Below are 12,534 nucleotides of genomic sequence, written 5' to 3'. Positions count from 1 at the left end.
CCTAATTGTCCTTTCTTTTTATCTTAGTGATAAAGAATCCATCTGAATTAAAGTCTTGCGGCATGATTTGTAACGTTTTGACCAACTCTCCAGTTATCGGATGTTGAAACGGTTCAAATTCGAAGTTTTTATTATTTTTCAAAAACGTATAAATCACGTTTTCATTTTCTAGTTGCTCTATTGTACATGTGGAATAGATGATTTCGCCACCTATTTTTACATTGTTTTTTACATTTTCCAATATTTCAAGCTGTAAATCAACTAGTGACTCAATATGTTGTTTGCTTTGAGTATACTTAATCTCCGGCTTATGTCTCATTACACCTAATCCGCTACATGGTGCATCAACAAGTATCTTATCGTATGTTTTATCATAAGGTTTTGTCGCATCATGTTGAAAGGCTTTAATATTTGTTAATCGTAATTTTTTTATATTAAAATTAATTAAGTCTATTTTGTGATCATGTATATCTGAAGCGTCAACTTGCCCTTCTGGCATTAAAACTTCAGCAATGTGACAAGCTTTACCGCCAGGTGCACTACATGCATCTAATACGTGATCATGTCGGTCTACATTCATAATGTGTGCAACAAACATTGAGCTTTTATCTTGAATTGAAACGAATCCATCTTTAAATGAACGAGAATGAATAATTGGTTGTCCTCCTATATGGAGACAATAAGGTAAGTCATGATCTTTTTCAACGTCATAACCTTCGTCTTGCAACTTTTCAATAATATCATCTAATGATGCTCGCGTCAGGTTGGCACGCACAGTTGTTGATGTCGTTTCTAAAAATGACTGTAAAATTGTTTCAGTTTTTTCGAGACCATAATGTGTTGCCCAATGATCTATAATCCACTTCGGCATACTATACTCGATTGCCATTCTTTTTTTAGGATCTGCAATTTCATTAAAATCAGGTAAGTCACTACGCATCATTGTACGTAAAATACCATTTACGACATTACCATTATGATAACCACCACGTTCTTTTGCTATTTCAACTGCTTCATTAATGATGGCGTGATTTGGAACTTTATCTAAATAAACATATTGATAAATACTCATCCATAATAATTGCCTAACCCATGCCTTAATTTTTGTTTTCACAAAAGGCTTTAAATAAAAATCTAACGTATATTTTCTTTTAACGGTTCCGTAGACAATTTCTGTAAATAAAGCCTTATCCATTGCATTTAATTCATTTTCTGACAACACTTCATTGATACGCAAGTTACTATACGCACCTTCATTTAATATATCTTGAATCGTGTCAAAAGCAAGACTTCTCACGTTTTCTATCATATAAGTTTCTTCCCTACTAGTGTGTTTTGCGCACCACTTAAATAATTGGCAGCTAACATTCTCTTTTTCCCAGCTAATTGCATATCTTTAATTGCAACAGCTTCATTATCATTTGTAGCAACAATAATGGCTTTTTTAGTCGTTTCTATAATGGTTCCAGGCTCGTTTATCTTATTAGTCTCAACGAGTTCAGCATCGTATATTTTCAAGTTAGTGTCATCCATAGTTGTATAAGCAACTGGCCATGGTGATAATCCACGAATTTGATTAAACACTTGTCTTCCTGGTTTATTCCAGCTAATTCGCTCATCTTCGCGTCGAATATTGGAAGCAAATGTTGCTTGCGTATCATCTTGAGGTACGCTTTCATTTGTGCCCTCTATAATAGATGGTAAAGTTTCTTTTAATAAATCTGCCCCTAATACACTTAATTTATCATGCATCGTACCGACATTATCATTTTCTTCTATTTTAATTGCTTGTTGCGAAATAATATTACCCGCATCTAATTTTTTAACCATATACATAATTGTTATGCCGGTTTCTTGTTCACCATCGATAATTGCCTGATGAATTGGTGCACCACCTCTATACTTCGGTAACAATGATGCATGTACATTAATTGCCCCAAGTTTTGGTAATGCCAACAATGATTCAGGTAATAATTGTCCAAAAGCAGCAGTTACAATTAAATCTACATCTAATTGAAGCAATTGTTCTAATTCTTCTGATCCACTTAATTTTTCAGGCTGATATACAGGTAAATCATATTTCATTGCAACTTTTTTAACTGGTGGTGGTGTCATAACACGTTTACGTCCAACAGGTCGATCTGGTTGCGTTACGACTGCAATGACATCATGTTCTGCAATAAGCATTTCTAAAACAGTTGTTGAAAAGTCTGGTGTACCCATAAATATTATTTTAGTCATTTATAAAATATGCCTCCACTTCTTTATCTGTTAAAATACGGTCCGCACGTTCTGTAAAAGGGATACCGTTCATTTGATCTATAATATGCAAAATCATTCTTGCTACATCTTCATGTGCAGTTAGTTCAACTTTGTTCCCATTGACGTCATAACTTTCGACAACTATCATTTTACTTCTTGTCACTTCGCCGTAAACATCTGGCAATGTAATTGAACCTTCTAAGTCTGTTATTGTTTCATTTGATTGACTAATAATTTTCGGATTAACAAGTTGTAATAATCCTTCCATTTCCATATCAATAATTGCCACTTGCAATGACTGATTAATTTGAGGTGCACATAAGCCAGCAGCTTCTTGTGCATACATTGTATCTTCTAAATCTTGTAATAATCTTTTTAACGAATCATCAAATTTTTTAACTGCTTGCGCTTTTTTCGTTAAAATAGGATGCGATGCTGGTACTAACTTTTTAATCGCCATAACTCTTACTCCTCAATAAAATTCATCAAACTATTATAACGTAAATATATTAAAAATGCGACCTTACATCATAGAATGTATATTTTTCAATTTGAAGATTGTCATGTGATTCATTACGTATATTTCACACGTAAAATAATACAATGCAACTGAAATGTAATCCTAAATTTATTGTAAGGATTGAATAACTGAAATTTAGATGATTGGGAATGCTTAAACTAGAATGTTTGAACTAAAAGTGGGTATAATAAAAAGAGAAGCTAATGTCATTATAAGCAATTCAACTGGAGGGAAAGAAATGCAAGTAAACAAAGTTATTTATATTTTATTAGCATTGTTCTTAGGTAGTTTTGGTATTCATAAATTTTATGCCGGCAAGAATATGCAAGGTATTCTACACTTAATATTCTGTTGGACAGGTATCCCACACATTTTAGCAATTATTAGTGCAGTGATTACTGTTTTCAAACCTGCTGATGAACAAGGTAATGTCACTTTATAAATTGATAAAAATAAATTCCGATGACAATCATTTATTATTTGCGAATCATAGAGTTATAGTTATTACGAACTCTATGTGATAAGCAGTAATGCTGATTGTTTATCGGGATTATTATTGCGATTATTTAATGTAGTACACTATTTATTTTTCACACAGTAAATACTATTTTAAAGAATCATCTGACGCTGTTTCATAGTTTGATTCATACTCTTTAATATATTTACTTAAAACAACAAAATGTGCGTTACCAAAATCACTAGATGCATTTAAGAAATCCATATCTACTAAATTTAAAACTTTTGGATCTGGATTAGACTTGTCTTCATAATTTTTTGGTGAAAAAGTGAAATAGGCCAATGCCGGCAACACTTCATCTTTAGTATCCTTTGATCCATGTGTCATAAATGAAACGCTTGTTAAAGGTACTCCGAAAGATTTGATTTGAGCTACGCTATATGGAACTGGTTTTGGATGATCAAGTTTAGTTAGCTGACTTAATTTTTTTAACTTAGAATAATCGTCATATTTAATTGCATCATCTTTATGTATTACGTAAGATCCTGGTTCGACTGATGCATAAACTAACTTTCCATCTTTATATTTTGTCATAATTTCTGCGTAAAAAACAGGTGTGTTTGAATTGCCAATTTTCTTTCCATCTGGATCTACATACCAATAATCAACTTGTTTTACATCATCGTGTGTTTCAATCACTTTCCTTTTTATACCTTTCTTACCTTTAAAGAATGCATCAACATCTTTTATAGAAGATCCTTTTGAATCTTTTGTAAATCTATAATCTGCAAGTTCCACTTTACCCATTAATTCTTTGTAATCTTTCCATCCTTGAATCCCTTTACTATTCGTAAACGACTTTTCTGTCATTAATGGATCCAACTTATCTAAAGATGGCGCATCTTTAATTCCTTTCATTTTCTTCTCTATTTCTTCAAATTTCTCTAAATCTGGGTCTTTCTCTTCTTCCGATTCTTTTTTTACAGTTTCTTGTTTTGATTCTTCTGATTTCTTTGATGATAATTTATGATTCCCACCAAAAGAACAACCTGCTACGACTAAAAGCATAATTAAAAGTAAACATCCCAGTGTCTTTTTCATAAACTTTCTCCTCTTAAGTTATTTTGTTTGAATCAAATAAACTTACATAAATTTAAAAAACTTATTTATATTGATATTTTACATTAACCGTCAATATTTTTAAATACTTTAATTGATAATTTAAGAAAATTGTTTTGTCTAATAATTTAAGTAGTTAAAACATAGATAGATATAAAATAGTTTATGACCATTAATTTATAGTTGTAAAATTTGCACTATTTTAATTTGCTATTTTAAAAATAGTTTGTTTAATCATTAGTACTTTTGTTTATCAGTAAGTATGGCACCTACATTAAAATCAGAATTCGTAAATGAAAATACTAATAAATTCCTAATCAAATCAAAATCACGTAAGTTATAAAGCCATATAAAAAGACAGAATATAAACTGCTAATTTAAATGGTTAACAGTTGTATATTCTGCCCTTTTTCTGTACTTAAAGTAAATATTCAAACACTGGTTCAAATACTCGTACATACTGAACTTGTTTCTAATAATTAGTAATGTTACATCATCATCTGTGGATCAATATCAATCTTCAATGCTAATTTTTCTTTTATAAATTTTTCATGGTAATAGTCATCTAAAAACTGAATGGCTTGTAATAATCCAGGTTCACTTTTATATTTCACTAAAATTTGGAATCTAAATTCATTGTTGATTCTCGCAAGTGCTGCCGGAGATGGACCTAGTACAAGCGCTTTTTCTGTTAAATGCTGTAATAAAATTTTATGAACATGCTGCGATGCTTCCATAACCTTCTTCATTTCTTTATGTGAGATTGTGAAATTAATCAAATAATAATACGGTGGATACTTTCCTAATTTACGATATTCCATTTCCTGACGATAAAATGTTAAATAATCATTTTTTTGAACATCCAATATTGAATAATGATCTGGATTATACGTTTGAATGATGACTTGACCTGCCTTTTCATGACGACCAGCTCTACCAGCCACTTGCGTTAATAGTTGATAAGTACGTTCGCTCGCCCGAAAATCAGGTAAATTTAACATTGTATCTGCATTCAGCACACCAACTAAAGTAATATTTGGATAATCTAATCCTTTCGCAATCATCTGAGTACCTAGTAAAATGTCACCGTTACCTTTTTCGAATTCAGTCAATAACTTTTCATGTGCACCTTTCTTTGAGGTTGTATCTATATCCATCCTAATTATGCGCGCATCTTCAAATTCTCGTTGCAATAGTTCTTCAACTTTCTGAGTACCAGTACCTACTTGTCGAATGTGTTCACTCTCACAATTTGGACATTGATTCGGTGGCGTCTCTTGGTAACCACAATAGTGACATTTTAATAAGTCTGTCGTTTTATGATACGTTAATGAAATATCACAGTTTGGACATTGCGGTACATATCCGCAATCCCGACATAACATAAACGATGCATAACCACGTCGATTTAAAAATAAAACAACTTGTTCCTTTCGATTTAATCTTAATTGTATGGCTTCACGTAAATCTTTTGAAAACATTGACCGATTACCTTCACTCAATTCTTCACGCATGTCTACTATATCAATTTCAGGTAAAGCTTGTTGGTTCACTCTGTTTGGTAATGATAGCAAATGATAAACGCCTTTTTCAGCTCGTGCATAACTTTCAAGACATGGTGTTGCACTTCCTAAAATGACTGGGCAGTGATGATATTCACTTCGCCATTGGGCAATTTCTCTAGCGTGATATCTCGGATAATCTTCTTGCTTATATGTAGATTCATGTTCTTCATCAATGATGATTAACCCTAAATTTTTGAAAGGTGCGAACACACTTGACCTTGCACCAACACTTACTCTCGCACGACCATCCCTAATTTTTTGCCACTCATCATAACGTTCCCCATTAGATAAGCCAGAATGTAATACAGCAACGTCATCACCAAATCGACGTTTGAAGCGTAAAACCATTTGCGGTGTTAGAGCGATTTCAGGAACTAACATCATCGCCTGTTTTCCTTGGCTTAAAACATCTTCTATCGTTTGTAAATATACTTCTGTTTTACCTGATCCCGTCACACCATGAAGTAAAAATGTTTCTTGCTCTTGGCTTACAATTTTAGCTTTAATCGCTTCATATGCTTTATATTGGTCTTCTGTTAATTGCTGTTTTGATTCTTGTTCGAAAACACGATCTTTAAATGGGTCTCTTTCAACAACCGCGTCATATTTTTCAACATAACCTTTTTTGATAAGTCCATCTAAACTGGATTTTGAAAAGCCCATATCCTCAATATCAGTTAAAAATATTGTTTTATGTTGTTCTTCAGACAAGTAAGCATACAAATCGTATTGTTTAATAACTTTCTCCAACTTAGCTAATACTTCATCAGGATGATACCCTTCAATGACACGAACAGCACGCTTGGTTTTTTTAGTTATATTTTGTGTGAGAATCGTTTTTTCTTCAACGATATCATCTTTTAACAACTTCATAAGCAATTGAATATCATTATTTTTTTGCGCATCTTTATAATAATAGTAACCATGCTTATCAAATTTTTGTAATAAAGCTGAAGGTACCTCTTTGTCATCTTTCATCTTAAATGCTTTTTTATACTTCGCTTTAATAGCACTCGGAAGCATCACTTCTAGCATAGAAATACGTTTAATGACATGAGTTGAACCCATCCACTCACTTAAAGCTATTAATTCTGATGTTAATTCAGGTTGTATATCTTTCACTTCTATGATTTTTTTTAACTTCGAAACGTCAAGTTGTGCATCAGGTTCTGCTGTTACTTCCATTACATAACCTTGAATCGTTCTTGGTCCAAAAGGTACAATCACACGCACACCAGGTTGGATGACAGATTCGAGTTGTTCAGGAATTATATAATCAAATTTATAGTCAACGCTCTTCGACGCGACATCGACTATGACTTTCGCTATCATTATTGCCACCTAGTTTCTAGTTCATCTAAAATTTGTGCAGCTAATACTACTTTTTTTCCTTTCTTGATATTTACCTTTTCATTATTTTTAAAATGCATTGTCAATTCATTATCATCAGAACTAAATCCGATAGACATATCCCCAACATTATTTGAAATAATCACATCTGCATTTTTCTTGCGTAATTTTTGTTGTGCATAATTTTCAATATCTTCAGTCTCTGCTGCAAAGCCTATTAAATACTGTGATGTTTTATGTTCACCTAAATATTTAAGAATGTCTTTAGTACGTTTAAAAGATACTGACAAATCACCATCCTGCTTTTTCATCTTATGTTCTAATACATCAACCGGTGTATAGTCAGATACGGCTGCTGCTTTTACAACAATATCTTGTTCGTCAAATCGGCTTGTCACTTGTTCAAACATTTCTTCAGCACTTTGAACATGAATAACTTCAATATCTTTTGGATCCTCTAGTGTTGTAGGACCAGCAACTAACGTCACGATAGCTCCTCGATTTCGCAATGCTTCAGCTATTGCATAACCCATTTTTCCAGAAGAACGATTGGATACAAATCTGACTGGATCGATAACTTCAATAGTTGGTCCTGCTGTAACCAATGCGCGTTTATCTTGAAATGAACTATTAGCTAAACGATTACTATTTTGAAAATGAGCATCAATAACAGAAACGATTTGAAGCGGTTCTTCCATACGTCCTTTAGCAACATAACCACATGCTAGAAATCCGCTTCCTGGTTCGATAAAATGATACCCATCTTCTTTTAAAATATTAATATTTTGCTGCGTACGTTTATTTTCATACATATGCACATTCATAGCAGGCGCAATAAATTTCGGTGTCTCTGTTGCTAGCAACGTTGATGTCACCAAATCATCAGCAATACCTACACTCAATTTTGCAATTGTATTTGCCGTTGCAGGTGCAACAATGATTGCATCTGCCCAATCACCTAATGCAATATGCTGTATTTCTGAAGGATTTTCTTCTATAAAAGTATCTGTATAAACAGCATTTCGACTTATTGCTTGAAATGCTAATGGTGTCACAAATTTTTGTGCGTGATTCGTTAACATAACGCGAACTTCATACCCAGATTGTGTTAACTTACTTGTCAAATCAATCGCTTTATATGCCGCAATGCCACCTGTAACGGCTAATAATATTTTCTTCATATTCAATCTCCCTTAAATATCACTATGACATTTACGCTTTACATCATCATATGCGCACAAATGCTCATTACTTTTTTATAGATACAAATTTAGTATTATTATAACATCAATCATTGGATAAACTAAAAAAACACACCTACATAGGTGCGTTTGATTTGGATATGCCTTGACGTATTTGATGTACGTCTAGCTTCACATATTTTTAATGGTCGAAACTATTCTTTACCATAATAATCACTTGAAATAACAGGGCGAATTTTACCGTCAGCAATTTCTTCTAACGCTCTACCAACTGGTTTAAATGAATGATATTCACTTAATAATTCAGTTTCAGGTTGTTCATCAATTTCACGCGCTCTTTTCGCTGCAGTTGTTGCAATTAAATACTTTGATTTAATTTGTGACGTTAATTGGTTTAAAGGTGGATTTAACATTATTTTTTAGCCTCCAAAATCATTTTTCTATACTTAGCTTCTACGCGCTCTCTTTTTAAGTGCTCAGCTTCTACAATACATTGAATTCTATTCTTCGCAAGTTCTACTTCATCATTAACTACAACGTAATCGTATAAATTCATCATTTCAACTTCTTTACGCGCTTCGTTAATACGACTTTGTATTTTCTCATCAGATTCTGTTCCTCTACCTACTAATCGCTCTCTCAAGTGTTCTAAACTTGGAGGTGCTAAGAAAATAAATAGCGCATCTGGAAATTTCTTTCTAACTTGCTTTGCACCTTCTACTTCAATTTCTAAAAATACATCATGACCTTCGTCCATTGTATCTTTAACATATTGAACTGGTGTACCATAATAGTTGCCTACATATTCAGCATATTCTATAAATTGGTCATCTTTGATTAAAGCTTCAAACGCATCCCTAGTTTTAAAAAAGTAATCTACGCCATCAACTTCACCTTCACGCATTTGACGTGTTGTCATTGAAATAGAATACTTATATGATGTACTTGGATCTTCAAATATTCGTTTTCTAACAGTACCTTTACCTACTCCAGATGGTCCTGATAAAACGATTAACAATCCTTTTTCATTATCCATGCCTTACGACCTCTCTAAGCTAATCTTCTATTATTTAAATATGATATCACATTGTTCTTTATATTGTATAGCATATTTGAAATTGCATGCCATAATTTCTATTAAGTCTAACAATATCGTTATATTGCACGATTAATTTTAATTAAATAAATTGAATTGCAAACTTTTAGATAATGTAAAATGTATGGCATAATGTATGGTTCAATAACTATACCGAAAAGTTACAATCATGTTAAAATGAAACGAATGATATGAAGAAGGTGGAAGATAAATTATGGCTTATGATGGCTTATTTACAAAGAAAATGGTTGAGTCTCTACAATTTTTAACAACAGGACGCGTTCACAAAATCAATCAACCTGATAATGACACGATACTAATGGTTGTACGTCAAAATAGACAAAACCATCAATTGTTATTGTCAATCCATCCAAACTTTTCAAGATTACAATTGACTACTAAAAAATATGATAATCCATTTAATCCACCCATGTTTGCGCGTGTTTTTAGAAAACACTTAGAAGGTGGTATTATCGAATCGATTAAGCAAATTGGTAATGATCGTCGCATTGAAATCGATATAAAGAGTAAAGATGAAATTGGCGATACTATTTACCGCACTGTCATCCTTGAGATTATGGGTAAACATAGTAACTTAATTTTAGTAGATGAAAATCGCAAAATAATTGAAGGATTTAAACACTTAACACCAAATACGAATCACTATCGTACAGTAATGCCAGGATTTAATTATGAAGCACCACCTACTCAGCACAAAATAAATCCGTATGATATTACAGGTGCAGAGGTGTTGAAATATATCGATTTTAACGCAGGTAATATTGCTAAACAATTATTGAATCAGTTTGAAGGATTTAGCCCTTTAATTACGAATGAAATCGTTAGTCGTCGTCAATTTATGACTTCATCAACATTACCAGAAGCATTTGACGAAGTAATGGCAGAAACCAAGTTACCACCTACTCCTATTTTTCATAAAAATCATGAAACAGGTAAAGAGGATTTCTATTTTATAAAGTTAAATCAATTTAATGATGATACAGTTACATACGATTCATTAAATGATTTACTTGACCGTTTTTATGATGCGCGTGGCGAACGTGAACGCGTTAAACAACGTGCGAATGATTTAGTTCGATTTGTTCAACAGCAGTTGCACAAATATCAAAATAAATTAGCGAAGTTGATTGAAGAATATGAGCAGTCTAAAAATAAAGATACTGAACAGTTATATGGTGAATTGATCACTGCTAATATATATCGAATTAAGCAAGGCGATAAAGAAGTGACGGCATTGAATTATTATACGAATGAAGAAGTTGTCATTCCTTTAAATCCTACAAAATCCCCATCAGCAAATGCTCAATATTATTATAAACAATATAATCGTATGAAAACGAGAGAACGTGAATTACAACATCAAATTCAATTGACGAAAGACAATATAGATTATTTTTCAACAATCGAACAACAATTACATCATATTTCTGTCCATGACATTGATGAAATTAGAGATGAATTAGCAGAACAAGGCTTTATGAAACAGCGTAAAAATCAAACTAAGAAAAAGAAAGCGCAGATTCAATTACAACATTATGTATCAACTGATGGCGACGATATATATGTTGGTAAGAATAACAAGCAAAATGATTATTTAACAAATAAAAAAGCTAAAAAAACTCACACATGGTTACACACAAAAGATATTCCTGGTTCACATGTCGTTATATTTAATGATGCACCAAGTGATACGACAATCAAGGAAGCGGCTATGTTAGCAGGATACTTTTCAAAAGCTGGTAATTCTGGACAAATACCTGTTGATTATACATTAATTAAAAATGTGCATAAACCATCAGGTGCAAAGCCTGGATTTGTAACATATGACAATCAAAAAACTTTGTATGCTACACCTGATTATGAACATATTAAAAAAATGAAACAATCATAATCAAGTTGTCGACAAATAAACACCTCACCATAAGAATGGACTACTTTCTTTTGCGAGGTGTTTATTTATTATTTAATGCGTTCATTGAAACGAAGTATCGTGTTTTTAAATAACGTATCATCATTTAAGTTACAAATTATCTTTGTGATTTTAAAAATGAGTGAAACTAAAATGCTAATGTGTACTTAAAATAGAAATACATAGGTAAAACGCATGCATAAGAAAAAGTGTTTCTTTATCATTCAACGCTGTGCGAATCCTTTTACTCAGGTAATGCTAATTGAAAACTTACTCCAAACTTATCTTGAACCCAAGCAAACTCTCTGTATGGTGGCATATTCGTTTTTGGCATTAAAATGGCACCTTCATCTTTTAATCCATTAAATAGTCGTTCCATTTCAATAGTATCTTTTACTGTAACAAATAATGAAATCGCAGGATTCATTGGTAATTCTGTGCCACTATTAGCATCAATCGCCATGAATACTTGTCCATTTAATGTAAATATTGAGTGTTGTACAGTCCCGGGATCACCAGGTCCATTTTCACCATACTTAGCCATTGTTATAATCTCACTATCTTCAAATAAGCTTGTGTATAGTTTAACAGCTTCTTCAGCTTGGTTATTAAACATTAAAAATGTCGTGATTTTTGGAATATCCATGCTATGCCTCCTATAGATTGAACTTCTATAACTACTATTATCTTAACATAATTAAAATGACAAAAGCGCGTCGTACCGTTATGTGCACGAATGACAAACGTCTTATTGGCCTGTTGATTAAATCACATAGTTAACGATAAAAATTACGCAAGATTAAAAATATGATACATATGTTAATAAATGATACTTATCATAGGTATTAATGTTTTGACTTATTGTCAAATTTGATTACAATTAAAATTAAGTTAAAGGAGGGACGTTATGTTACATTATGTGATTCCAGTATTAGTCCTATTACTCGTATTCTTAATTGGTTGGATTTTAATAAAGTTAATTATCCGCTAATAAATTTTTTATATAATAAAAGCTATAGTGTTTGTAATATTC

The 12,534-nt window shown here is 32.2% G+C and carries 11 protein-coding genes; 2 read left to right on the top strand and 9 right to left on the bottom strand.

Translation table 11 applies throughout. The annotated features are described in order from the left end of the window. Window position 1 precedes the first annotated feature (1 nt). From rsmB to JQN76_RS09695, 3 genes are read right to left on the bottom strand one after another with little or no spacing between them, the layout of a single operon-like run. On the bottom strand, window positions 2-1,309 hold the full coding sequence (gene rsmB, locus JQN76_RS09705) for a 16S rRNA (cytosine(967)-C(5))-methyltransferase RsmB (protein WP_000572241.1): 1,308 nt from the start codon (window positions 1,307-1,309) through the stop codon (window positions 2-4). Continuing rightward, window positions 1,306-2,241 (bottom strand): methionyl-tRNA formyltransferase, encoded by a 936-nt coding sequence (fmt, locus tag JQN76_RS09700; RefSeq protein ID WP_000161291.1) that lies wholly within the window; start codon window positions 2,239-2,241, stop codon window positions 1,306-1,308. Before fmt ends, rsmB begins: the two co-directional genes overlap by 4 nt. Then, complete coding sequence (locus JQN76_RS09695) at window positions 2,234-2,722, bottom strand: peptide deformylase (protein WP_000985290.1); 489 nt, start codon at window positions 2,720-2,722, stop codon at window positions 2,234-2,236. The genes fmt and JQN76_RS09695 overlap by 8 nt, the downstream gene beginning before the upstream one ends. 298 nt (window positions 2,723-3,020) lie before the next feature. Between JQN76_RS09695 and JQN76_RS09690 the strand changes: the two genes are divergently transcribed. After that, complete coding sequence (locus tag JQN76_RS09690) at window positions 3,021-3,224, top strand: TM2 domain-containing protein (RefSeq protein WP_001198024.1); 204 nt, start codon at window positions 3,021-3,023, stop codon at window positions 3,222-3,224. Between the two features lie 162 nt (window positions 3,225-3,386). Here the strand turns inward: JQN76_RS09690 and JQN76_RS09685 are convergent, their stop codons facing one another. The 5 genes from JQN76_RS09685 to gmk form a co-directional block, all read right to left on the bottom strand. Beyond that, window positions 3,387-4,340, bottom strand: a complete 954-nt coding sequence (locus tag JQN76_RS09685; RefSeq protein WP_000751696.1) for a hypothetical protein — start codon at window positions 4,338-4,340, stop codon at window positions 3,387-3,389. 506 nt (window positions 4,341-4,846) lie between these two features. Next, window positions 4,847-7,255, bottom strand: a complete 2,409-nt coding sequence (gene priA, locus JQN76_RS09680) for a primosomal protein N' (RefSeq protein ID WP_000560859.1) — start codon at window positions 7,253-7,255, stop codon at window positions 4,847-4,849. After that, window positions 7,255-8,454 carry a bifunctional phosphopantothenoylcysteine decarboxylase/phosphopantothenate--cysteine ligase CoaBC gene (coaBC, locus tag JQN76_RS09675; RefSeq protein ID WP_000722165.1) on the bottom strand — a complete coding sequence of 400 codons (1,200 nt, stop codon included), beginning with the start codon at window positions 8,452-8,454 and terminating at the stop codon, window positions 7,255-7,257. The genes priA and coaBC overlap by 1 nt, the downstream gene beginning before the upstream one ends. A gap of 215 nt (window positions 8,455-8,669) precedes the next feature. Continuing rightward, on the bottom strand, window positions 8,670-8,888 hold the full coding sequence (gene rpoZ, locus JQN76_RS09670) for a DNA-directed RNA polymerase subunit omega (RefSeq protein WP_000933956.1): 219 nt from the start codon (window positions 8,886-8,888) through the stop codon (window positions 8,670-8,672). After that, the gene (gene gmk / locus JQN76_RS09665) at window positions 8,888-9,511 is read right to left on the bottom strand and encodes a guanylate kinase (protein ID WP_000368227.1); all 624 of its coding nucleotides are present in this window, start codon (window positions 9,509-9,511) and stop codon (window positions 8,888-8,890) included. The genes rpoZ and gmk overlap by 1 nt, the downstream gene beginning before the upstream one ends. Before the next feature lie 274 nt (window positions 9,512-9,785). Here gmk and JQN76_RS09660 point away from each other — a divergent pair, with 274 nt between their 5' ends. Further along, entirely contained in the window at window positions 9,786-11,483 is a 1,698-nt protein-coding gene (locus JQN76_RS09660; RefSeq protein ID WP_000312766.1) for an Rqc2 family fibronectin-binding protein, read from the top strand. A 262-nt stretch (window positions 11,484-11,745) separates the two neighbouring features. On the opposite strand, the gene JQN76_RS09655 is transcribed toward JQN76_RS09660, so the two are convergent. Continuing rightward, window positions 11,746-12,147: a VOC family protein gene (locus tag JQN76_RS09655; protein WP_000354184.1), complete on the bottom strand. Its 402-nt coding sequence runs from the start codon at window positions 12,145-12,147 to the stop codon at window positions 11,746-11,748. Between the last annotated feature and the right edge of the window lie 387 nt (window positions 12,148-12,534).

The organism is Staphylococcus sp. SM3655 (assembly GCF_016917315.1).
Classification (GTDB): domain Bacteria; phylum Bacillota; class Bacilli; order Staphylococcales; family Staphylococcaceae; genus Staphylococcus; species Staphylococcus aureus.
Note: the sequence above shows the minus strand (reverse complement) of the source record. Positions and strands in the feature narration are given on the sequence as shown.

Bases quoted from the DNA above. Each gene is read 5' to 3' on its own strand.
- rsmB (WP_000572241.1), bottom strand. From the start codon at position 1,309: ATGATAGAAAACGTGAGAAGTCTTGCTTTTGACACGATTCAAGATATA.
- fmt (WP_000161291.1), bottom strand. From the start codon at position 2,241: ATGACTAAAATAATATTTATGGGTACACCAGACTTTTCAACAACTGTT.
- JQN76_RS09695 (WP_000985290.1), bottom strand. From the start codon at position 2,722: ATGGCGATTAAAAAGTTAGTACCAGCATCGCATCCTATTTTAACGAAA.
- JQN76_RS09690 (WP_001198024.1), top strand. From the start codon at position 3,021: ATGCAAGTAAACAAAGTTATTTATATTTTATTAGCATTGTTCTTAGGT.
- JQN76_RS09685 (WP_000751696.1), bottom strand. From the start codon at position 4,340: ATGAAAAAGACACTGGGATGTTTACTTTTAATTATGCTTTTAGTCGTA.
- priA (WP_000560859.1), bottom strand. From the start codon at position 7,255: ATGATAGCGAAAGTCATAGTCGATGTCGCGTCGAAGAGCGTTGACTAT.
- coaBC (WP_000722165.1), bottom strand. From the start codon at position 8,454: ATGAAGAAAATATTATTAGCCGTTACAGGTGGCATTGCGGCATATAAA.
- rpoZ (WP_000933956.1), bottom strand. From the start codon at position 8,888: ATGTTAAATCCACCTTTAAACCAATTAACGTCACAAATTAAATCAAAG.
- gmk (WP_000368227.1), bottom strand. From the start codon at position 9,511: ATGGATAATGAAAAAGGATTGTTAATCGTTTTATCAGGACCATCTGGA.
- JQN76_RS09660 (WP_000312766.1), top strand. From the start codon at position 9,786: ATGGCTTATGATGGCTTATTTACAAAGAAAATGGTTGAGTCTCTACAA.
- JQN76_RS09655 (WP_000354184.1), bottom strand. From the start codon at position 12,147: ATGGATATTCCAAAAATCACGACATTTTTAATGTTTAATAACCAAGCT.